This window comes from Streptomyces sp. NPDC104581, from assembly GCF_055583685.1.
This window is the reverse complement of record NZ_JBVJNN010000005.1, coordinates 118,603-140,922: the sequence shown is the minus strand read 5'-3', so window position 1 is coordinate 140,922 and position 22,320 is coordinate 118,603. Positions and strand designations below refer to the sequence as shown.

At 72.4% G+C, this 22,320-nt stretch carries 19 protein-coding genes; 5 read left to right on the top strand and 14 right to left on the bottom strand.

What is annotated here, in order from left to right:
• Positions 1-104: 104 nt before the first annotated feature.
• Genes uca through ACZ61E_RS06735 form a run of 3 tightly spaced genes read right to left on the bottom strand, consistent with a single transcriptional unit; the run spans position 105 to position 5,139 of the window.
• Positions 105-3,659: an urea carboxylase gene (gene uca, locus ACZ61E_RS06745; RefSeq protein ID WP_469698164.1), complete on the bottom strand. Its 3,555-nt coding sequence runs from the start codon at positions 3,657-3,659 to the stop codon at positions 105-107.
• Entirely contained in the window at positions 3,656-4,318 is a 663-nt protein-coding gene (locus ACZ61E_RS06740) for an urea amidolyase associated protein UAAP2 (RefSeq protein WP_469698163.1), read from the bottom strand. Before ACZ61E_RS06740 ends, uca begins: the two co-directional genes overlap by 4 nt.
• Positions 4,315-5,139, bottom strand: a complete 825-nt coding sequence (locus tag ACZ61E_RS06735) for an urea amidolyase associated protein UAAP1 (protein ID WP_469698162.1) — start codon at positions 5,137-5,139, stop codon at positions 4,315-4,317. Before ACZ61E_RS06735 ends, ACZ61E_RS06740 begins: the two co-directional genes overlap by 4 nt.
• Before the next feature lie 160 nt (positions 5,140-5,299).
• Here ACZ61E_RS06735 and ACZ61E_RS06730 point away from each other — a divergent pair, with 160 nt between their 5' ends.
• The 5 genes from ACZ61E_RS06730 (at position 5,300) to ACZ61E_RS06710 (ending at position 10,774) form a co-directional block, all read left to right on the top strand.
• Positions 5,300-6,028, top strand: coding sequence for a TetR/AcrR family transcriptional regulator (locus ACZ61E_RS06730; protein WP_469698160.1), 729 nt, complete (start codon positions 5,300-5,302; stop codon positions 6,026-6,028).
• Between the two features lie 627 nt (positions 6,029-6,655).
• Complete coding sequence (locus tag ACZ61E_RS06725) at positions 6,656-8,308, top strand: PP2C family protein-serine/threonine phosphatase (protein ID WP_469698158.1); 1,653 nt, start codon at positions 6,656-6,658, stop codon at positions 8,306-8,308.
• Between the two features lie 99 nt (positions 8,309-8,407).
• Positions 8,408-9,217: an SAM-dependent methyltransferase gene (locus tag ACZ61E_RS06720; RefSeq protein WP_469698156.1), complete on the top strand. Its 810-nt coding sequence runs from the start codon at positions 8,408-8,410 to the stop codon at positions 9,215-9,217.
• Positions 9,218-9,437: 220 nt separating this feature from the next.
• The gene (locus ACZ61E_RS06715) at positions 9,438-10,271 is read left to right on the top strand and encodes a PIG-L family deacetylase (RefSeq protein WP_469698154.1); all 834 of its coding nucleotides are present in this window, start codon (positions 9,438-9,440) and stop codon (positions 10,269-10,271) included.
• 185 nt (positions 10,272-10,456) lie between these two features.
• Positions 10,457-10,774: a GYD domain-containing protein gene (locus tag ACZ61E_RS06710; RefSeq protein WP_469698153.1), complete on the top strand. Its 318-nt coding sequence runs from the start codon at positions 10,457-10,459 to the stop codon at positions 10,772-10,774.
• A gap of 205 nt (positions 10,775-10,979) precedes the next feature.
• On the opposite strand, the gene ACZ61E_RS06705 is transcribed toward ACZ61E_RS06710, so the two are convergent.
• The 11 genes from ACZ61E_RS06705 to ACZ61E_RS06655 all read right to left on the bottom strand — a co-directional run bounded on the left by ACZ61E_RS06705 (position 10,980) and on the right by ACZ61E_RS06655 (position 22,039).
• Positions 10,980-11,504, bottom strand: a complete 525-nt coding sequence (locus ACZ61E_RS06705) for a VOC family protein (protein ID WP_469698151.1) — start codon at positions 11,502-11,504, stop codon at positions 10,980-10,982.
• Positions 11,501-12,493 (bottom strand): DUF5996 family protein, encoded by a 993-nt coding sequence (locus ACZ61E_RS06700; protein WP_469698149.1) that lies wholly within the window; start codon positions 12,491-12,493, stop codon positions 11,501-11,503. The genes ACZ61E_RS06705 and ACZ61E_RS06700 overlap by 4 nt, the downstream gene beginning before the upstream one ends.
• A gap of 285 nt (positions 12,494-12,778) precedes the next feature.
• A complete protein-coding gene (locus ACZ61E_RS06695; RefSeq protein ID WP_469698147.1) occupies positions 12,779-13,375 on the bottom strand; it encodes a hypothetical protein in 597 nt (198 codons plus the stop codon).
• Positions 13,376-13,592: 217 nt separating this feature from the next.
• Positions 13,593-15,140, bottom strand: coding sequence for a cryptochrome/photolyase family protein (locus ACZ61E_RS06690; protein ID WP_469698145.1), 1,548 nt, complete (start codon positions 15,138-15,140; stop codon positions 13,593-13,595).
• Between the two features lie 199 nt (positions 15,141-15,339).
• The gene (locus ACZ61E_RS06685) at positions 15,340-16,356 is read right to left on the bottom strand and encodes an ABC transporter substrate-binding protein (RefSeq protein ID WP_469698143.1); all 1,017 of its coding nucleotides are present in this window, start codon (positions 16,354-16,356) and stop codon (positions 15,340-15,342) included.
• A 14-nt stretch (positions 16,357-16,370) separates the two neighbouring features.
• On the bottom strand, positions 16,371-17,144 hold the full coding sequence (locus ACZ61E_RS06680; RefSeq protein WP_469698141.1) for an ABC transporter ATP-binding protein: 774 nt from the start codon (positions 17,142-17,144) through the stop codon (positions 16,371-16,373).
• Between the two features lies 1 nt (position 17,145).
• Positions 17,146-18,165, bottom strand: a complete 1,020-nt coding sequence (locus ACZ61E_RS06675; protein WP_469698140.1) for a FecCD family ABC transporter permease — start codon at positions 18,163-18,165, stop codon at positions 17,146-17,148.
• Positions 18,166-18,368: 203 nt separating this feature from the next.
• Positions 18,369-19,397, bottom strand: coding sequence for a pyridoxal-phosphate dependent enzyme (locus ACZ61E_RS06670; RefSeq protein WP_469698138.1), 1,029 nt, complete (start codon positions 19,395-19,397; stop codon positions 18,369-18,371).
• Positions 19,318-20,448 carry a GHMP family kinase ATP-binding protein gene (locus tag ACZ61E_RS06665; RefSeq protein WP_469698136.1) on the bottom strand — a complete coding sequence of 377 codons (1,131 nt, stop codon included), beginning with the start codon at positions 20,446-20,448 and terminating at the stop codon, positions 19,318-19,320. Before ACZ61E_RS06665 ends, ACZ61E_RS06670 begins: the two co-directional genes overlap by 80 nt.
• The gene (locus ACZ61E_RS06660) at positions 20,445-21,305 is read right to left on the bottom strand and encodes a Rossmann-like domain-containing protein (RefSeq protein ID WP_469698134.1); all 861 of its coding nucleotides are present in this window, start codon (positions 21,303-21,305) and stop codon (positions 20,445-20,447) included. The genes ACZ61E_RS06665 and ACZ61E_RS06660 overlap by 4 nt, the downstream gene beginning before the upstream one ends.
• On the bottom strand, positions 21,302-22,039 hold the full coding sequence (locus ACZ61E_RS06655) for a class I SAM-dependent methyltransferase (protein ID WP_469698133.1): 738 nt from the start codon (positions 22,037-22,039) through the stop codon (positions 21,302-21,304). Before ACZ61E_RS06655 ends, ACZ61E_RS06660 begins: the two co-directional genes overlap by 4 nt.
• Positions 22,040-22,320 lie beyond the last annotated feature (281 nt).

Genomic DNA, 22,320 nt, shown 5'->3' with positions numbered 1-22,320 from the left:
GGGTGCCTGCTGACGGCTGCGTCCGGACGGAACCGTCCTCGTACCCTGCGGCCCGGGGACTGCGGTCGGACCGGCGGGGTCGGCGGACCCAGGGACGGACGCGGTCAGGTCGCCGGGGCGAGAACGACGAGAGGTGTGCCCGGCTCGACCTGGGCGCCGGGGACGGTGAGGACATCCAGGACGACGCCGTCGGCCGGCGCCCGAACAGGGGATTCCATCTTCATCGCCTCCAGGGTGAGCAGGTGCTGACCTGCTGCCACCCGGTCGCCCGGCGCCACGGCGACCTGCCAGACACCGGCCGCGAACTCCGCCTCCACCAGGTGGCCGCCGGCGGGGACGGAGACGGCCGCGGGTGACTCGGGGGCCGCGGTGGCCCGTTCTGCGCGGGAGAACTCGCCGCTCGCCTCCCAGGCTTCCCGCTCGGCCCCGAACGCGGCCGCCTGCCGCGCCCGGAAATCAGCGATGGAAGCGGCGTTCTCGGCCAGGAACCGACGGTGCTCGGCCAGGGAGAAGGTGCCCTCCTCGATGTGCGGGGTGAAGCGGCCGGCCGCCATGTCCGCGCGCAGGTCGAGGAGTTCGCCGGCCTCGACGGGGTACCACGTGATGCGGTCGAAGAACCGCAGCAGCCACGGCGAGCCTGGCCGGAAGGCGCCGCGCTGCTGCCAGGTGGACCAGACCTGTGTGGTACGGCCCACGAACTGGTAGCCGCCGGGGCCCTCCATGCCGTAGACGCAGAGGTAGGCGCCGCCGATGCCGACGGAGTTCTCGGCGGTCCAGGTACGCGCCGGGTTGTACTTGGTGGTGACGAGGCGGTGGCGCGGGTCGAGGGGCGTGGCGACGGGGGCACCGAGGTAGACGTCGCCCAGTCCGAGCACCAGGTACTCGGCGCCGAAGACGGTCCGGTACACGTCCGACACGTCCGCGAGTCCGTTGATACGGCGGATGAACTCGATGTTCCAGGGGCACCAGGGCGCGTCGTCGCGGACGCCCGCCATGTAGCGGGCGATGGCCTCGCGGGTCGCGGGGTCGTCCCACGACAGGGGCAGCCGCACGGTACGGGAGGGAACGACGAGCTCCTCGGTGGGCGGCAGGGCCCGTACGACGGCGGCCACCTCGTCCAGCAGCCGGCCCAGGCCGAGCACCTCGGGATCCACGCGGATCTGTAGCGAGCGGATGCCCGGGGTCAGGTCCGTGACGCCGGGCAGGCCCGCGGCGGCGACGGCTTCCATCAGGGCGTGGACGCGCATCCGGAGTGCGAGGTCGAGCTGGAGTGGCCCGAACTCGACGAGCAGGTTGTCGTCGCCGCCGCGTCGGTAGATGACGTCGTCGTGCCGGGCGAGGACGCCGCCGTCCACGACGGGCGCGCGGTCGGCGGCGACCGGGGCGTGGGGCGCGCGGCGCAGCGCGGTGGCCGTCCGCGGTGTGACGGGCACGAACCGGACCGTGTCGCCGGGCCTGAGCTGCCCGAGCTTCCACCGCTGCGCGGTGACGACGGTGGCGGGGCAGACGAAGCCGCCGAGCGAGGGACCGTCGGGGCCCAGCAGCACCGGCATGTCGCCGGTGTAGTCGACGCCGCCCACCGAGTAGGGCGTGTCGTGGATGTTGGAGGGGTGCAGACCCGCCTCGCCGCCGTCGGTGCGGGCCCAGCGCGGTGCGGGTCCCACCAGGCGCACGCCGGTGCGGGCCGAGTTGAAGTGGACGGTCCAGTCGGCGGCGTGGAAGACGTGGATGTCGTCCTCGGTGAAGAACTCGGGCGCCGCGTGGGGTCCTTCGGTGACGGCGATGTCCCAGGAAGTGGTGAGGACGGGCCGCCGCGCGTGCGGCACCGAAGCGGTACCGGCGGTGCGGGTCTCGCCACCGTGCAGGACGTCCCCGGTGCGCAGGGTCCGGCCGCCGTGTCCTCCGAACCGGCCCAGGGTGAACGTGGCGGCGCTGCCGAGGTGGGCCGGCACGTCAAGACCGCCCGCGACCAGGACGTACGTACGCAGCCCGGCCTCCCTCGGAGTGCCCACGGCGAGGACGGCCCCGGCGGACAGGGTGAGCGGCTGCCACTGCGGGACGGGCGCACCGTCCACGGTGACCTCGCAGGGGGCGCCCGTGACGCACACCGTGGTGGGGTGGCTGAAGCGCAGGCCCGGGCCCTGGAGGGTGCATTCGAGGCCGGGTGCGCCCTCGTCGTTGCCGAGCGCCCGGTTGCCGAGGCGGAACGACAGGTCGTCCATGGGGCCGCTGGGCGGGACGCCCACCTGCCAGTGGCCGGTGCGGCCGGGCCAGTCCTGGACCGTGGTGTGGGTGCCGCCGGCGAGGACGTCGACGCGCCGCGCCGGGTCGGTGACCGTGCCGAGCGTGGCGGTGGTGTGGCAGGCGGCCACGACCCGGGGGTCGGCGAGTGCGGCGCGTACGAGTCCGAGGTTGGTCTCGATGCCGCTGACGCGGGTCGCGGCCAGTGCGGCGTCGAGCCGGGCGAGCGCCTCGGCACGGTCGGCGCCGTGTGCGACGATCTTCGCGAGCAGCGGATCGTAGGCGGTGGTGATCTCCGTGCCGGACTCCACCCAGGTGTCGACGCGGACGCCCGCAGGCAGTACGACATCGGTGAGCAGCCCGGCGCTGGGGCGGTGGTCCTTGGCGGGGTCCTCCGCGTACAGGCGCGCCTCCACGGCGTGTCCGCGCGGCGGACCCGGCTCACGGACCACCCCGGTGTCGCCCTGCGCCAGCCGCAGCATCCACTCCACCAGGTCGACTCCGTGAACCGCCTCGGTGACCGGGTGCTCCACCTGCAACCGTGTGTTGACCTCCAGGAAGTACGCCGCGTCCGCCGTCGCGTCGTACACGAACTCCACGGTGCCCGCCGAGCGGTAGCCCACGGAGGCGCACAACTGCCGTGCGGCGTCGGCGAGCCGGACCCGCACCCCGTCGGGCAGGCCGGGCGCCGGAGCCTCCTCGACGACCTTCTGGTTGCGGCGCTGAAGGGAGCAGTCCCGGTCCCCGAGGGTGACGACGTGTCCCCGGCCGTCGCCGAAGACCTGTACCTCGATGTGGCGCGCGTGCTCGACGAGCCGTTCCAGGAAGACGCCGTCGGTGGCGAACGACCCGGCGGCCACCCGTTGGACCCGGTCCCAGGCATCGGCCAGTTCCCCGGGGGTGCGGCAGGCGCTCATGCCGATGCCTCCGCCCCCGCCGGTGGCCTTCAGCATGACGGGGTAGCCGATGTGCTCGGCCGCCGCCAGGGCCTCGTCCACGCCGGCGAGCAGTCCGGTGCCGGGTGCCGACGGGACGCCGGCGGCCTCGGCGGCGGCCCGTGCGGTGTGTTTGGTGCCGAAGAGGTCGAGGTGTCCGGGCGCGGGTCCGACGAAGGCGATGCCGGCGGCCTCGCACCGGCGGGCGAACGCCGCGTCCTCGGAGAGGAATCCGTAGCCCGGGTGGACGGCGCCGGCGCCGCTGTCCTTCGCGGCGCGCAGCACCAGGTCCGCGTCGAGGTAGGACTCCTTGGCGGGGGCGGGCCCCAGGCGTAACGCCTCGTCGGCGAGGCGCACGTGGGCGCTGCCGCGATCGGGGTCGGAGAAGACCGCAACCGTGCGCAGGCCCATGCGCCGGGCCGAGCGGATGACGCGTGCGGCGATCTCACCCCGGTTGGCCACGAGGACGGTGTCGAAGGTCATGCCGCTCCCCCTGTGGCGCCGGCGACGGGAGGCGGGGGGCTGACGGTGATCTCGACGGCGGTCGGGGTGAACCCGTTGCAGGGGTTGTTGATCTGGGGGCAGTTGGAGACCAGCACCAGTACGTCGGCGTCGGCCCGCAGGACGACCCGCAGACCGGGCGCCGAGATGCCGTCGACGATGCCGAGCGTGCCGTCCTCCTCGACGGGCACGTTCATGTACCAGTTGACGTTGCCGACCAGGTCGCGTTTGCCGAGTCCGTGTCGGGCGCCCTCGATGAGGAAGTTGTCGACGCAGGCGTGCTGCGGGTACGTGTGGTGCCCGTAGCGCAGGGTGTTGGACTCCTTGGAGCAGGCACCGCCCAGGGTGTCGTGGCGGCCGCAGGTGTCCTCGACCACGGTCATCAGTGGCGCGTGCTCGTTCGACATCAGCCTGGAGCCGGTGGTGAGGAAGACGTTTCCCTGAGCCTGGATCGTGTCGGGCGCGCTGTAGCGCACGGCGGTGTCGTGGGCGTCGTACACGAGGAAGTCGACGGCCTGGTTGCCGTGCAGGTCGGTGATGGTGAGCAGGTCGCCGGAGGCGACGACGGCGGACCAGGGCGCGCGCGGCGGCACCACGGTCCTCGTCCGCACCTCGGCGGGGAGGACGGTCACCGGTGTCATGCGAGACCCCCTGCGGCGAGAAAGGCGGTCGTGTTGAGGAAGGCGCGGCGCGCTTCGGGGGTGGCGTCCCAGAGCGCGTCGCCCTGCCGGGTGGGACGGGCGTGCCAGGCGAGCACCTGGAGCGGACCGCACGTATACCGGGGGCGCGGGTCGCAGGGGTGCGGCACGTTGGCCAGGAGGACGATGACGTCCTGCTCGGCGCGCAGGGTCACCGAGGCGCCGGGACCGGCGGAGCCGGTGAACTCCACGGCACCGTCGTCCGCCACCCGGGCGCCTTGGAAGAAGGAGACGGACGGTGGCAGGTCGCGGGGGCTCAGGCCGTTCTTGAGGCCGGCGAGCGTGAGCAGTTCGCGCCCCGCGGGGGTGGCCGAGTGCGGTGAACCGTCCCCGTAGCGCTCGGTGTTGCGCCGGAGGGTGGAGGTGCCGCACAGGGCGTCGTGGCGGCCCGAGGTGTCGGCGACCACTGAGGCCAGCACCCGGCCCTGGTCGGACAGGAGCAGCCGTCCCTCCGCGAGGTAGGCGTTCCATTGCACTTTCACGGTGTCGGCCGCGTTCAGGCGTTCCCACGGCCGTCCGGCCGCGTACAGCAGCAGATGTCCGCAGGCCTCTCCGCCCACGTCTGTCAGGCGCAGTTCGGTGCCCCGGGCGAGGACCTGGTGGGTGTACGAGCCGCCGGCGACGGTCTCGGCCCAGACCAGGCGTCCGGCCTCTCGCGGCGGGTCGGGCCAGTCCGTCGGCGGCACCACCGGCATGGCCTCGGCGCGCCGTCCCTCCTGTGAGCGGGCGTGGGCGCGCGCCTCGCGTGTGGTGCCTGTCGCCATCACTCGTCCTCCGGCCGTCCGGGCTGCTTTCTGTCGCGCGACAGAAATTAGGGGCGGGTGGATTCCGGGCGATTGCCTGGGCATTGCGGCCCTGTTACCGCCCGCTCGCCGGCACGTGCCGCCCGGACTCGCGGAGGGCGGTGTGTGCCAGGATCGGCCCATGGACACCCCGGCAACGGCCCTCGGCGCGGGGCGCGGTGACCCCCTCCCGGTGCGGGGTGCCCGCCGTGCGGGACGGCCGCGCGCCGCCCCGCGACCCGCGAGTGGCCTGTCCCCGCGCGAGGAACTCCTCGCCGCGGCAGCCGAGTTGTTCACCCGGCACGGGTACGCCGCCACGACGACGCGGGCGGTGGCTGAGCGGGCCGGGATGCGACAGGCGACGATGTACCACTACGTCGGCGGCAAACAGGACCTGCTCGCCGAGCTGTTGGAGGGCACGGTCACCCCGTCCCTGGTCCTCGCGGGCCGTCTGCTCGCCGAGGCCCCGCAGGTGCCGGCCGAGGCCAGGCTGTGGCATCTGTGCAGGTCGGACGTGGCCCTGCTGTGCTCGGGGCCGCACAACCTCGGCGCCCTGTACCTGCTTCCCGAGGTCCGCGGCGAGCGCTTCGCCGGCTTCCACGAAGCCCGGCGCCGCCTCAAGGACGCCTACGCGCGGCTGCTCGCGGCCACCGGTGTGCGCTGGGTGTCCGGTGATCCCCACTCGCTGCGCACGGACCTCGTGTTCGGTCTCATCGAGGGCGTCATCCTCGTCCACCGCTCCGCGCCGGAGTGTCGGGTGGAGAGCTTCGCCTCGGCGGCGGCGGACGCCGCGCTGCGCGTCGCCGGGGTGCCCGACGACGCGCTCGCGGTGGTGCGGGAGGCAGCCGAGGGACTCGCGGGACTCGACTGAGGACGGCGCCACGGCGCCACGGCGACCTGCGACCCGACCGGCGACACGGCATGGGCGGACGCGTCCGTCACGGGGCTGCGACCGGCCCGGCGGACGCGCGGGTGGGCGGCGTGGGCTGCGCAGCCGCCCTCGGACCGACTGCCGCCGCCAGCCCGGTGCGGGTCCGCCACCACCACCGGCGGGCCGCGCCCGGCACGACCGCCGCGACCAGGAACAGCGCCGCGCCGGGGGTACGGGCGGGTCACGGCCGACCGACAAGGGCTCGCAGATGGTCACATGCAGCATGGATGTCACTGACCACCGAGGCGATCGGCCGCTCGACCCGCGCCCGCCGTCGGCCCCGTCCAACGGCAGACCGAACCGCGGGCGGGGCCCCCGACGACTCGTCCGGGGCGGTGGGCGGGGCGGTGGGCGGGGCGGCCCCCCCGTCGTCGGGGTGGGGTCAGGTGTGCGGGAGGTCAGGGCGTGCTGTGGGGGCTTATGCGGGGGATGATCGGAGCATGAGAGGCGGTGATCCTCTGGTGTTCGGTGCGGAGCCGGGCCTGCGGGGCTCTGAGGAGGCGGTGGCGGGGGCGGCCGTGCCTCGGCGCCCGGTGCGGTCGTCGCCCCCGCGGCTGGGAGGGGGCGGTGAATGAAGGGTCTCTCCTCAGGCGGTACGAAGCGCTCCTGGGCGCCGTACCGCAGTCCGTCTGGGTGATGTCGGCCGACGGGGTCGTCACTCTGTTGATGGGCAGCGGGATGCCGGAGAGGCTGTGGCACCCCGACGGTGAGAGCTCATGGATGGACGCGGTGCATCCGAAGGACCGGGACTGGTTCCAGCGGGCGTGGCGCAAGGCCAATCGGCAGCGGTCCCCGGTCGACACGATCGTACGAGTACGGCTTGAGGCGGCCCCCGACCGGTTCCGCCACATCAAGATCATCGCAGCGCCTGTCCTGGACGGGAGCGGGGGGCTGGAGTGGGTCGGTACCGCCACCGACGCCGAGGACCACTGGCGCACCCGTATGCGGGAGAAGCTGCTGGCCCGTATGGCACCCGTACCGGCCGCGCACAATCTGTCGGAGGCCTTTCTGACCACCGCGGCGGCCGTCGTGCCCGAGCTCGCCGACGCCGCCGCCGTCTTCCACGTGGCGGGCAAGGCCGACGCCGCTTTCCGGGCCTCCGAGACCGTACCGGCCACGGCGTCGGCGGAGCGGGTGGGGCTGGCCCCCGGGCTGCCCCCCATCCATCCGCTGGACACGGACTTCCTGCGGGGGCCGGCCGCACGGCGGGCCATCGAGAGCCAGCAGGCAGGGCTGCTGACGTTCCCGGCCGGGGGGCCGCCCGAGAACGCCCTCTCCAGGGTCTCCGTCCGGTGGCTGCGGGATGCCGGTGCCACGAGCGTGGCCCTGCTGCCCGTCGTGGTGGACGGCCGGACCGTCGCACTGGCGACGACCGCGACCTGCCGGGGCAACCCGCCGTCGGACGAGGCCGACCTCTATCTGTTGCAGGACGTCTTCCAGCAGATGAGCGAGCCCCTGCGCCGGACCATGGAACTCCAGAGCATCCGCGACATGGCCCTCGTGCTCCAGCAGTCCTTCCTGGCCGTCCCGCCGTCCGTCGACGGTCTCGTCATCACGGCGCTCTACCACCCGGCCGACTCGGCCGCCGAGGTCGGCGGGGACTGGTACGACGCCGTCCGGCTCTCGGCCGACTCACTCGCCCTGTCCATCGGCGACATCGCAGGTCACGACGTGGACGCCGCCACCGCGATGGGCCGCGTCAACAGCATGTTGCGGGGACTCGCCTACGACAGCGGGCCGGCCGCCAGCCCGGCGGACACACTGAGCCGGCTCGACCGCGTCGTGCAGGCGCTCGACAGCCCGTCGATGGTCACGGCGGTCCACGCGGTCCTGAACCGGCGGGCGGACGACGCCTGGCACATCGCCCTGTCCAACGCCGGCCACCCGCCGCCCCTGCTCATCCCGGCCGACGCGCCGGCGCGGTATCTGCACGACCTCACGGCCTCGGACCCACCGCTCTGCGTCGGCGAGGCCCTTCCCCGTCACGACCTCCACGCGGTCGTCCGGGAGGGCGACACGTTGGTGCTCTACACCGACGGGCTCGTGGAGGTGCCGGGCACGGACATCGGCGACGGACTCCGGCGCCTGCGCGAGCACACCGACGCGCTGGTCCGGAAGGGCGTCTCCCAGCTGACCCTGATCCGAGAGCTCCTGCCGCCCGTCCAGAACCGCTGGGACGACATCGCCGTCATCGCCCTGCAAGCCCGGCGGGAGCGGTGATGCGCCGCCGGGCGCGCCCTCGTCCCGCTCGTTCGCTTGCGCCCGGAACGCCGCGTTCATACCGTTGACAAGCCGTCCTTGACCCGAAAGAGGCGCCGCATGAATGCTCCGCACGATCGACAGAGCGGACTGGCCACCTCGCGCGCCCACTCCGCCCGGGTGTACGACTACATTCTGGGCGGCAAGGATCACTATCCCGTCGATGTCGAGGCGGGCGACGCCATGTGCCGGCACTGGCCCGCCCTGCCCGTCCACATGATGGAGAACCGCCGGTTCATGCACCGTGCCGGCCGCTTCCTCGCCGAGGAGCGCGGCATCCGCCAGTTCCTCGACGTCGGGACGGGTCTGCCGACCTCGCCCAATCTGCACGAGGTCGTGCAGGAGGTGGCACCGGAGTCACGCGTGGTCTACGTCGACAACGACCCCGTCGTCCTCGCCCACGCCCGCGCCCTGCTCCAGAGCTCGGACGAAGGGGCCACGGCGTACGTGGACGCCGACATGCACGAGCCCGACACCATTCTGGACAGCCCCGAGTTCCGGGACCTCATCGATCTGAAGCGGCCCGTCGGCCTGATGATGATCGGCATCATGCACTTCATCCTGCCCCCGGACGACCGGCGCCTGATCAAACGGCTGCTGGAACCGCTGCCGTCCGGGAGCTATCTGGCGATGACCATCGGCACCGCCGACTTCGCACCCGAGGAAGTCAACCGGGTGGCGCAGGAGTACCGGCAGCAGAACATGCCCATGGCGCTGCGCGATCTCGCGACCGCCACGTCGTTCTTCGACGGACTGGAACTGGAGGAGCCGGGAGTCACCCAGGTGCACACCTGGCACCCCGGCCCTGAACAGGCGGGCGTCGACGGCCGCGACATCGCCATGTACGGGGCGGTCGCCAGAAAGCCCTGAAGCGGGCTGCGCGGGGGCGGCCGAGGTGCCGGAACGGGAACAGCCGGTGCCGTCGGCGCGGTTGCACCGTTCGAGGGGCCGGTGTCGTACGGGCGGGCAGCGCGGAGACCGGGGAGTCGTCCGCCCCGCCGGGACCCGGGCCCACGCCCACCACGACGGCGGTGCGCGCCCCGGCGCGCGCACGCGGACCGAGACGTACGCACGCAGGAGGACTTGTTCCATGACCGACCGGCCTTTGACGCTGATGGCAGTGCACGCCCACCCCGACGACGAGGCCAGCGGAACCGGAGGGGTCCTCGCGCGGTACGCGGCGGAAGGCATCCGCACGGTCCTCGTGACCTGTACGGACGGCGGTTGCGGGGACGGCCCCGGAGGCATCAAGCCGGGCGATCCCGGTCACGATCCGGCCGCGGTCGCCTCGATGCGCCGTCAGGAACTCCGGGCGAGCCGTGACGTCCTGAAGATCAGCGATCTGGAGATGCTGGACTACGCCGACTCCGGGATGGCGGGCTGGCCGAGCAACGACGCCCCCGGATCGTTCTGGGGAACCCCCGTGGAGGAAGGCGCCGCCCGGCTCGCGGAACTCATGCGGCACTACCGGCCCGATGTGGTCGTCACGTACGACGAGAACGGCTTCTACGGCCACCCCGACCACATCCAGGCCCACCGCATCACGATGGCGGCGCTGGAGCTGACCACGCTGACGCCGAAGGTGTACTGGACGACGATGCCCCACTCGGTGATGCGGAAGTTCGAGGAGACCATGCGCGAGTTCCAGGGGGACGGGCCGGAGCCGGATCCCGCCGAGGCCGCCGCGATGGCCGAGATCGGCGTCCCCGACGACGAGGTCACCACATGGGTGGACACCACCGCGTTCAGCGGTCAGAAGTTCGACGCGCTGGCCGCGCACGCCAGTCAGGGCGAGAACATCTTCTTCCTCAAGATGGGCAAGGAGAGGTTCGGCGAGCTGATGGGCACGGAGACGTTCGTGCGCGTACGGGACACCACCGGCGCGGCCGTGCCCGAGAACGATCTCTTCGCCGGACTGCGCTGACTCGGACATCCGGCCGACTGCCCGCCCGCCCCGACCACCCGGCTCCGTAAGGGGAGTGCCGCCGTGGCGGGCAGGCCGGGGCGGGCTCCCAACGGGTGAATCCGGGTGGTCGGCAAGTGAGGGGAGGCGTCACCCGGGAAACCCATTCCGCGTACCGGACACGTCGACGGGCACGGAGCGTCCCCATGCCGAAGTTCCTCATCCGAGCCAGCTATACGCCCGAGGGCGCGAAGGGGCTGCTCAGCGAAGGCGCGAGTGGCCGGCGCGCAGCCGTGGAGCGGGTCGTCGGCGGGCTCGGCGGACGGGTCGAGGCCATGTACTTCGCGTTCGGGGAGGACGACATCGTGCTCATCATCGATTTCCCCGACCCGGTCTCCATGGCCGCCGTCAGCCTGACCGTCAAGGCCAGCGGCGCCCTTCACACCCGGGCCACCCCGCTGCTCACCGTCGAGGAGATCGACGAGGCGGCCCGCCGGCAGGTGGACTTCCGCGCCCCCGGCTAGGCCGTGTCTGACAAATGGCGCCGTCCGCCCGTAGGGCGGGGCTCGCGGCGGCTGGTGCGGTGCGTCGCAAGGCGGAGGATCGGACTCGTCCCCGGCGCTCGAAATCGCTGGTTGCCCTTGCCGGGACGCCACTTCCGTCGTGCGCCCGTACGACCGCGGTGGCCAATGCCGACCCGCGGGTGTCCGGACCGGCCGTGGACGGCGGTCAGTCGGTGCCGGACCGTGCCCCGTTCCCCGGCGGGTCGTCGCGGTCGGCGGGATCTGTGGGAGCGGTGGGGTCAGTGGGATCGGCGCGGTCCGCGAAGATGCCTTCCAGCATGCCGGTGGCCTGACCGACCTCGATCAGATAGCCGTCCGGGTCCCTGAGGTAGCAGCGGAGTTCGGCCTTGCGGTCGAGGGGCTCCGTGAGGAATCGCGCGCCCTTGGCGACCGCCTGCTCGTGGAAGGCCGCGATGTCGGCCACCCGTACGTTGAGGAAGGAGGACACAGGGTCACCGGGCCCGGGGGCGGTGAGGACGACGCCGGGCTTGTCGGGTGTGGGCCCGCCGCCGGGGTTCATGATGATCCAGCCGTTGGCGATCTTCACGATGCAGGGGTTCTCGTCGAGCACCACCTGCCCGCCGAACACGTCGGCGTAGAAGCGGCGGGAGACCGCGACGTCCCGCACGGTGAGGAAGTGGGTCAGGACCAGGCCCTGCGCGGGCGTCGGCCAGTCGTCACGGGCGGTCATGAGGGTCGTCCTTCCGCTCGGCTGGGGCTGCGGCCGCGATTGCTCGGCTGCTCCGCCCAGCGCTCCGGGTCGGTCTCCAGTGACGCCCGGTCCCATCCGGCGCGGTCCGCGGCTGCCGCGTACGTGCTCCGGAGGAAGCCGGCGAGTGCGCGGTCCGGGTCGTCGGCGGTGCGTACCGCCTCGTACGGCAGCAGGAACTGCCCGTTCTGCCTGCTGTAGTAGGCAGCAGACGGGGTGACGGGGCTCTCCGCGAACCCGGGCGGCTCGGGGTAGGCGTACGAGTAGAAGGCGCCTTCCTCCCCGCCGCCCGGCCAGAATCCGCAACTGCTCAGCTCGTGCGAGTAGCCCTCCTCCATGACCCAGTCACCGCAGTTCGGGGCGCCTCCCGGATGGGTGGGGGCGCCGCGCCCGGAGAACCGGGTGCAGGCGAGGTCCATGGCGCCCCAGAAGAAGTGGACCGGGCTGACCTTGCCGACGAACTGTGCGCGGAATTCACCCATGACGCGGTTGGCCTGGAGGAGTTGCCGCCAGAACAGCTCCGCCGCGCCCGGTTCGTAGGTGTGGTGCTGGTAGTCCGACGAGAACGGGACAGCCGGCTCGACCTCGTTCGGATGGTCCTGGATGGCCGTGGGTACGCCCAGCTCCTCCAGCGTCCGCCCGAGGGTGGCGTGGAAGTCGGCCACCGGCATGGACTCCAGGGCGATGGAGTGGGCGCCGCCCTCGCTGGTGCGCACGCGCAGCATGTGGTCGACGAAGTCGAACTCGATGTCGAAGGCACCGGCGCCGTGGGGGACGGCGGAGGTGGTCAGCCCCCGGGGCGTCACATAAAGGGCCACCTGCCACCAGTGGTTGAGCAGCGGGGCGTGTGCCAGCCGGACCTTGCCGACGATCTGTACCCACATGTGCAGCGTGTCGCGGGTCTCGGCCCACTCGTCGACGCGCAACCGCGGCCACGCCGACCGGGTTCGGAAGGTTTCCGTCGTTCCCATGATCGCGGCCCTCTGCTCGGCGGCGTCGGACAACTCCCCGCGTGCGCCGTGGCCCAGGTCGTAGCGTCGGCCGCGACGCCAACCCCCCTCTTCTTCACCTTGCGCACCCTTCGGCTCCCCCGCAAGTCCGCCGGGAGCGGAGGGCGCGTGGGCCGCCGGCCGGGCGCTGCCGCCGCGCACGGCAACGCCCGGCCGGGGTCTGCCGACCGGGCGCTGCCGCACGAGCGTCGTCGGGCGAGCCGCCCGTGACCCCCGGGCCGGTGTCGTCCTCGGCCCGGGGGACGGTCAGATCGTCGGGGTGTCGTCGACGACCTCCTTGTGCGGTTCGACGACGAACTTCCAGCCGTCGCTGGGCTCCAGGAACCGCACGCGGGTCGGGTAGATGTCCAGGGCGCGGCGGTCGCGCTGGCTGGGCGCGTTCTTGCGGGCGCGGGCCGGCTCCTCGAAGAGGTCGATCTTGACGTCCGGTACCGCGACGACTTCCTCGCTCCAGCGCTGGACGATTCCCGCGCCGAAGGCGTCGCGGGCGGCGGCGTAGAGCGAATCCAGGGATTCCAGGTTTCCGTCCGGCACGAAGAGGGCGAGATTCAGGAGGACGCCCGCGCTCTGGAGGACCTCGATTTCCTCTCCCGCCTTGTCGGCAATCCAGATACCGCGCTCTTCGGCGTTGTCCGGGAGGACGTGGATTTCCCGGCCGAAGGACGTCCTCGCCTTGAAGGATCCGCCCTCGAAATTCTTACCCGGCTCCGTGAGGAAAGCCGGGGCGTAACAGTCGAGAGGAAGGCCATCCATCTCTGCCGAGACGAAGATGCCGTCCTGGAGGCCCAACTCCGAAACCTCTTCGGCCGTAAGACGTCGGGCCGTGACCTTCTCGGTATTCACGCCATTCCCCTTTTTTCGTGGCGTCCTGTGAATTCAATAGGACTCTATCACGAGAACGGTCAACCAGCTCCCGTTACCGCCGACTTGACGGTACGACAGCGCTGGTCAGCCGCCCCTGGGCAATTTATTCCGGTAGCCGGTTTCCGCGGAGTTCTCACCAACCAATTCGGTCGGGAAGTGGAATTGGAACGGACTTGGCCGAATACCCACGGACAGGTCAGGGTGGTGTGTCGCCGCGGCGCGCGGTCATGTCGAGGAGTTCCGGGAGGTCCGTCAGCCGGTCGAGGCCCTTGACCGCTCGGGCCATGCGGTGGTTGGACTCCAGCCGGTCGCGGTGGCGGTGCAGGAAGGCCCAGTAGCCGGCTGTGTAGGGGCAGGCGTGGTCGCCGGTGCGGTCGGTGGGGCGGTAGGCGCAGGGGCCGCAGAGGTCGCTCATCCGGTGGATGTAGGCGCCGCCGGAGGTGTAGGGCTTGGTGGTCATGAGGCCGCCGTCGGCGTACTGGGACATACCGACGACGTTGGGGAGCATCACCCAGTCGTAACCGTCGACGAAGCAGCGGTGGAACCAGTCGGTGACGGCCGCCGGGTCCCAGCCGTCCTGGAGTGCGCGGCTGCCGAGCACCATCAGGCGCGGGATGTGGTGCGTCCAGCCGGTGTCCCGCACCTGGGCGAGCACGGAGGACAGGCAGTTGGCGGTGACGGCGTCGGCGTCCAGGTCCAGGAACCAGTCCGGCAGCGGGGTGCGGTGGCGCAGCGCGTTCCGCCCTCGGTAGTCCTCGCCGAAGTGCCAGTAGAGATGCCAGACGTACTCGCGCCACCCGGCGATCTGCCGGACGAAACCCTCGACGCTGTTGAGGGGCGCGTCGCCGTCGCGGTAGGCGCGCTCGGCGCGTTCCACGCATTCGGCCGGGTCGAGGAGTCCGAGGTTCAGCGGCGCGGACAGCAGGCTGTGGCTCATCACCGGATCGGCCGCGAGCATGGCGTCCTCCTGGCTGCCGAAGTCCGGCAGCCGGTGGGTGATGAAGCGCCGCAGCGCGGAGAGCGCTTCGCGGCGGGTCGCGGGGAAGCGTCTGGGGCCGTCACGGCCGACGAAGGTGATGTCGCCGTCGCGTTCCCAGCGGTCGAGGTCGTGGCGGACCTCTTCGTCGATGGCGTCCTCGCGCGGTCGCCAGGGGGGCCGGACGCCCAGCGTCTCCTGTCCGCGCGGCGGGGGTTCGCGGTTGTCGTGGTCGAGGTTCCACCGTCCGCCGGCGGGCTCGTCACCGTCCATGAGCAGGTCGTGGCGCCCGCGGACCCAGCGGTAGAAGTCTTCGAGCCGCAGACTCCGTCCGCCGCCGCGGCCGGCCCACCGCGCGAAGTCGTCGTGGCTCACCAGGAAGCCCTTGGCCGGCAGGACCTCGATGTCCCCGCGGGTACGGACGAAGTCCAGCGCACGGCGGGAGGTGGGGTGACAGACCGTCAACCGGGCGCCGGAGTCGGTGTCTTGGCCCCTCGTCCCGGGGGACGGGTGGCCGAGGGCCGTCTCCAGGCCCTCGGCGTACGTCTCGGCCCGGACGTAGGTGACCCGGTCACCGAGTTCGGCGGCGCGGTGCCGCATCGCCGAGAGCACCAGATGGGCCTTGGCCCGGTGGAAACGGCGCCGGCGCAGCACCGAGCGCGCCTCGATCATGATCAGCGGTGCCTGGGCGTCGGGACCGCCGTGACGCGGGTCGACGAACCGGGGGCCGAGCTGGTCCCCGAACAGCCAGTGGGGGCGTGGCGTCATGGGTTCTGCCTCTCGCGGTCGCTTCCCCGCGCGGGGGCGGCGGCGAGGTGCCCGACCGATGCTGTCAGCCGCCGGCCGTACCCGTACGCAGACACTCCGTGGGCGGGTGCGCCGTCAGCGATGCCGCGCCGCCACGCCTCCGCGCTTCCCCCTCCCGCTTCCGTGCTCCCGCGCCCCGAAGCTTCCGTGCCCCGTGGCGTCAGCGCTTGAGCGAGGTGAGGTAGGCCGCGAACTTCTCCAGGCCGTCGATGTTCCGGGGGCCGCTGATCCCCTCGTTGTAGTCCAGGACGAAGAACTGGTTCTTCCGGACCGCCGGAAGCCCGCTCGTGCGCGGGGACTTCTTCAGGAAGTCGATCTTCTCCTTCGCGGACTGGTCGCCGTAGTCGAGGATGATGATCACCTCGGGTGCCGCCCGTGTGACCGCTTCCCAGTTCACCTGGGTCCAGCGCTCGTCGAGGCCGTCGAAGATGTTCCGGGCACCGGCGGTCGCGATGATGTCGTTCGGCGGGACCTGGCTGCCGGCCGTGAACGGCTGGTCCGTGCCGGAGTCGTAGAGGAACACCGGCAGGGGGTCGGACTTCGGCGCGGCCGAACCGACCTTCTCCACCCGCTCCTTGAGGCCGCGGACGACCTCGGTCGCCCTGTCCTCCACGCGGAAGATCCGGCCGAGCCGTTCGAGGTCGGTGTAGAGACCGTCGAAGGGGGCCGTTCTCTCGGGAAAACCGGGGTAGTTGTAGCAACTCTCGGTGTGCATGAAGCTCTGGATGCCGAGTCTGTCGAGGATCTCGGGTGTGATGCCGCGCCGGTCGCTGAAGCCCGAGTTCCACCCGGCGACGACGAGGTCGGACTTGTGGGAGACGACGAGTTCCTTGTTGAGGAGGTCGTCGCTGAGCATCTCGACCTTCCCGTACTCGGCGGCCCACGGGGACTCGCTCACCGGCGGGTTGGCCGGGGGCATGACGTAGCCGAGTACGTGGTCGGTCAGGCCCAGGCTGAACAGCTTGTCGGCACTGCCGCCTTCGTAGGCGACGGCCCTCTCCGGCACGGTGTACGGGACGGACTCGCCGCACCGGCGCACCTTCACCTCGGCCCCGGGCCCGGTGTCGCTCTCGATGTCGGCGCCGCAGCCGCCCAGCAGGACGGCGACGGTCAGGGCCTGGGCGAGCAGGGCGGGGCGACGTACGGCGGGGCGGCGTACGGCGGGGCGTGGGGACATGGGTCTCTTCCTGTTCAGGGGTGGGTCGGCAGTACGTAGAGCAGTTGCGGGCCGCCGGTGTGCGGGTGGCGTACGACCTCGGCCCGTACGCCGAACACCTCCCGCAGCAGTTCGGCGGTGAGGACCTCCCCGGGCGGGCCCGAGGCGACGAGGCGGCCCCGGGAGAGGACGGCGAGCCGGTCGCAGGCGGCTGCCGCGAGGTTGAGGTCGTGCAGGACGACCAGGACGGTCAGGCCCGATCCGCGCAGCAGGGCGAGCAGTTCGATCTGGTGCCGGATGTCGAGATGGTTGGTGGGCTCGTCCAGGACCAGGATCCTCGGCTCCTGGACCAGGGCGCGGGCCACCAGGACGCGCTGGCGTTCGCCGCCGGAGAGGGTCAGGATCCCCCGGTGGGCGAGGTGGCCGATGTCGAGGCGGGCCATGGTGGCGGTCACCAGGTCCCGGTCCCGTGCGCTCAGCCTCTGGTTGCCGCGCAGATGCGGGGCCCGGCCGAGGGCGACGACCTCCGCGACGGTGAAGTCGAGGTCGACGGAGCTGTCCTGGGTCATGGCGGCGACGGCCCGCGCGCTCTCGCGCGGCGTCAGTGAGGTGAGATCGCGCCCGTCGACGAGCACTGTTCCGCCGGTGGGTCTCAGCGCGCGGTAGACGCAGCGCAGGGCGGTGGACTTGCCGCTGCCGTTGGGTCCGACGAGACCGGTCACCCGGCCGTCGCCGACGCGCAGCGACAGGTCCCGCACCAGAGTCCTGCCGTCGAGTTCGAACGTCAGGCCGTCGAGGGAGAGTTCCATGTCAGCGGCCTCCGAAGAGATAGCTCTTGCGGCGCATCAGGGTGATGAAGACCGGTACGCCGACGAGCGCGGTGATGACACCGAGCGGCAGTTCGCGCGGGGCGGCCAGGGTGCGGGCGAGCAGGTCGGCCCAGACCATGAACACCGCCCCGGCCAGGGGCGCGAGGGCGAGCACCCGTGCGTGTCCGGCGCCCGCCACCAGGCGTACGAGGTGCGGCATGACCAGTCCGACGAAGCTGATCGCGCCGCTCACGGCGACCATGACCCCGGTCAGGAGGGAGGCGAGGACGAGCAGGAACCGCCGGTGCCGGTCGGGGCCGATGCCGAGGCTGACCGCGGTCTCGTCGCCGAGTGCCAGGACGTCCAGGGCCCGGGCCTGCCGGTGCAGCACCGCGATGCCGAGCAGGACGGTCGCGGTCACGACCGGCAGTGCGGCCCAGCTCGCCGCGCCGAAGCTGCCCATCGTCCAGTACAGGACGGTGCTCGTCGCCTCACCGCTCGGCGCGAGGTAGATGATCACGCTCATCACGGCCTGGAGTCCGAACGAGACGCAGACGCCGGTCAGTACGAGCCGCAGCGGGGAGAGCGCGCCGCCGCGCGAGGAGGCCGCGTACACCAGGATTGAGGCGAACAGCGCGCCCGCGAACGCCCCGGCCGACACCGCGTGCAGACCGAGCCCCGCGAGGCCCCCGGTGACCGTGACACCGACGGCGCCGACGGAGGCTCCGGAGGAGACGCCGAGGACGTACGGGTCGGCGAGCGCGTTGCGGACCATCGCCTGGACCGCGACACCGACCGCGCTCAGGCCGGCGCCCACCAGGGCCGCGAGCAGGACGCGCGGGGTGCGGATCTCCCAGATGATCTGGTACGTCGTGATGTCGGCCGCCTCGACGCGGCCTCCGGCGAGCGCCGCCCACAGGAAGCGGGCGGTGTCGGCGGGCGGGACCGGGGCCGGGCCCAGGCCGATGGCGAGGAGTACGGAGCCCGACAGCAGCAGGGCGAGGGCCGCGCACAGGGCCACGACGGCGGCCGGTCGGTGGAGCCGCCCCGCGGGGGTGACGGCAGGGGGGTCGGATACCGGTGGCTCGGCCGGCGTCGGCTCGGCTGCCGGGCCCGGGGTTTCCGGGGTCCCGGTTGCCGGCGTCCGGTGGGCGCCCGGGTCCGGGGCTCCGGTGGGCGTGGACGCCTTCGCGGACACGGGCGTCGTCGGGGTGTGACGGGGTGTCAACGGGTCCGCCGTTCACGCGTGGCCACCGGCGCCGGCGCGGGTGCGCGGTTCCAGTCCATCCGGGACCAGGGGTGGGCGAGGTCGTCGAGCGTGGCCACGGTGCGCGGGGCGAGGTCGTCCACCGCCCGCGCCGTGCGATGGCGGGCGAAGACCGAGTCGGTGTAGCGGTGGCCGGTGTCGGCGGCGATGAAGAGAAAGGTCCGGCCGGGGTCACGGCCGCGTTCCCAGCGGGCGGCGAGATAGGCGGCTCCGGTGGAGAGTCCGGCGAAGACGGCGTGCCGGCGCAGCAGGTCGACGCTGCCGGCGAGGGCGGTGCCGAAGCCCAGCCAGTGCAGGGTGTCGTAGAGGGTGTGGTCGACATTGGCGAAGGGGATGGAGCTGCCGATTCCGGCGATGATGATGTCGGGATCGGGCACGTGCTCGCTGCCGAAGGTGACACTGCCGAACGGCTGGACCCCGACGAGGCCAACACCGGGTGAGTGTTCCCGCAGCCGGCGGGCGAGTGCCCCGGTCGACGCGCCGGATCCGACTCCGCCGACCACCGTGAGCGGGCCGGTGCCGGTCTCCTCGTGGACACGGTCGGCCACGGCCCGGTAGCCGAGGTAGTGGATGTCGTCGTGGTACTGGCGCATCCAGTGGTATTCGGGGTGGCGGGCGAGGATCTCGTGGATACGGGCGACCCGGCGCTTCTGGTCGAGCTTCAGGTCGTCGCTGGGGTCCATCTGCTCGAACTCGGCTCCGAGCACCGCGAGTTGGGTGCGGAGCGTGTGGTCCACGGTCGTGGAGCCGACGATGTGGCAGCGCATGCCGTGGCGATGGCAGGCGAGGGCGAGCGCGTACGCGTAGATGCCGCTGGAGCTGTCCAGCAGGGTGTCGCCCGGCCGTACGGCGCCGGTGTCGAGCAGGTGGCGTACGGCCGCCGTGGCGGAGACCGCCTTCATGGACTCAAAGCGCAGACAGATGAGCCCTTCGTCCAGGCGTATCAGGTCGGGTCGTCCGATCGCGTCGGCGATGTGCTCGTCCATGGCGGGACTCCTCGCTGGTCGTGAACGGCATGAGGGGGGTGGGAGGTTCGGGAGGGGCGGAAGGGGTGGGAGGCGCCGGGTGGCCGGAGCGTGTGGGGCGGGTGAGGTCGTCGGCGGCCGGGGGGCGGGTCGTGAAGGTCCGGGTCACCGGGATGCCTTCGCGGTCCAGGGCGTCCGCGCAGCGGCGGAGCCGGGCCTCCAGTCCGGGGTCCGCGGGATCGAAGAGCAGTCCGGCCACGCTGCCGCTGTGCGCGATCTGTACGCCCACCGCCCCCGTCCGCCCGGCCACCCGCGTGAGGCGGTCGAACTCCGGGTGCCGCAGCACCCGTTGGGCGCGCCGGGCGCTCTCGGTGCTGACGTGCCCGAGCAACCTCACGTCTCCTTCGGCGACCGCCCGCCGCAGCAGGGAGCGCAGCCGCTCGTAGGCGCGTACGTCGTCGTCGCCGCGGGCGGGGGCCGGGAGGGACAGGGTGTCCACGGGCCGCCCCGCCCCCAGGGCGCAGCCGAGCACGACGGCGTGCGGGAGCGCTTCGCCGAGGACTTCGAGGACCCGGCCCTCGCGCTGTGCGAACAGCAGTGGCCGGCCGTCGAGCATCAGCGGGTCGGACGCCCGCTCGGCCCGTACCGCGATACGGGCGACGGTCCGTGACGGCAGCCGCAGCCCGCAGGCGTCGGCGACCGCGCGGACAGCGGCGATGACATCGCTGCTGGACGACCCCATGCCCAGTCCCAGGGGGACGTCACCGGTGAGCCGCAACTCGACCGCGCAGAGCGGAACTTGGGGCCGCCGGACGCGGCACTCGCGCAGGGTGAGGGTCGCGGCGCGCAGTGCCTTCGTCCGGTCGGGCGGGTGGACCGAGTGGGCCCCCGGCGGGGTGTCCGTCCGCAGTACGGCGTCGGCGCGGGTGCCGAGTCCGGTCAGCGGGAGGGTGACGAGAGCGGCGCGGCGCCGGCCGCGGGCGTCGAGGAAGACGCCTTGCAGGATCTCGCCGTGGTGGCAACTGGCGTATCCGGTACCGGAGACGGCCGCCCCGGACGCCCCGGCCGTCACGCGCCGTCCCCGGCGGGCGCGCGGTAGCGGTACAGCGTCGTCGGCTCCGCGCTGAACTGGGAGAACGGGAACGGCTCCGCGGACAGTGCGGTCACGCCGGATCCCAGGAAGGCCCGTGCCACCGCGCTGCCGGTCTGGGCGTAGACGATCAGCGGTACGGCGCGCTCGCGGCACCGGGCGAGGACGGTGTCGAAGGAGCCGTTGCCGAGGGTCATTCCGGTGGCGATGACGGCGTCGGACTCGGCGAGCAGCGTCTCCGCGCTGTCGTCCACGGCGTCGCCCCACTGGGTCGTACGGAGGTTGAAGTCGCAGAGCAGCGGGCTGCCGCCGCGCTCGCGGATCGCGGCGACCAGCGGATTGACCACGCCGATGAGTCCGACCTTCGCACCGGGTGCGATGTCCAGCAGACCGGCCACGGCCGCGTCACGGGCCTTCGCCCGGATCTCCGGGGTGCCCGCGGGAAGGGCCACCGGCTCGGCGCGCGCCGTCCGGGAGTGCGGCTCGGCCTCGGTGAGGTAGGCGTCGAGGGCGGCGATCCGGATCGGCCGGGGGCCCTCGCGCAGCAGTACGTCCAGGGGCGTCCCGGACGCCTCCCGGCAGACGGCGGGATCGATCTCACCGGCTTCGAAGGCGCAGGCTCCGAACGATCCGCCCAGCCTGATGAGTACGTACTGGTTGAGATAGGTGGTGTCGCCGCCGGCGAGGCGGGTGCCGTGGTGGATCCAGAACGCGCTGGTGGCCGTGAGCCCGGCCGGGTCCGGGCCGTGCGCTCCCGCCAGGACGCCGGCCGTCAGACCGTCGACGGTACGGGGGCGGGCGGGGGTCGCGGGGCCGGCGGGGGATGTGGGCGCGGTCATGACCGGGCCCCCAGGGTCAGCCGGAACAGGAAGGTCAGGACGCCGTCCCGCCAGTCGTGCAGATGGTCGATCTCCGCCGTGAACCCCTGGTCCAGGGCGTCGCCCACGATCGTGCGCAGATCGGCGGTGTTGGAGACGACGAGGTGGACCTCACCGCCGTCGGCGAGCAGATCCCGGTCGCGGATGCGGTGGAAGAACCGGGCCACGAGGGGTGCGCCCGCGCAGACGTTGCGCACAACGGCCGGGTCGTCGCTGACCCGTTGGCTGACCGCGGGCGGGTTGAACGTGATGACGTCCAGCCGCACATCCGGCGCCAGGCCGTCGAACATGTCGCCCACGACGGGGACGAAGTGGGTGCCCTCGCGGTCGCCGACGAGCCGCCGGTAGTGGCGGGCGGCCGTCTCCACGCTCTCGGCGTGGATGTCCATCGCGTAGATCTCGCGGGCCCCGCGTACTCCGGCGGCGACGGCCTCCACGCCCAACCCGGCGCCCATGGCGCCGTATCGGCGCCCGCGCACCTCGATCCGGCCGTCGAGCAGCCGCTCGTGGATCATCCGGCTGGTCGCGCCCGGCAGGAAGACACCCGGCGGCGCGTCGAAGTCCCAGCCCTCCCAGGTGTAGGCGCGGGTGGTGTGCGGATCGACCTTCGGCCGGTTGAGCTCGACGATCCGCGCCGCGGGCAGTGGCGGCGGGAGCTGTGCCAGCAGAGCGGGTCCGGTCGCTGTCGGGTCCATCAGGTCCTCCGGTACGAGAGGGGACAGATATGGCCGTGCCCCTGGCAGGGAAGGGCGAGCCAGACCGCACTATAACGATAATCATTTTCATCTTGCTACCCTTGAGTGGTCGCGGACGGCCCCGCCGTCCCGTGACCCCGCCGCGGCCCCACGCACCACCACGCACCATCACGCCCTGTCCCACGGGCACTTGACGGTGGCGGAGCCGTACCAGCCGGTCCCGATGTCAGGAGCGTCACACCGTGCCGACCGCACCCCATGCGACAGAAGTCGCCAACTCC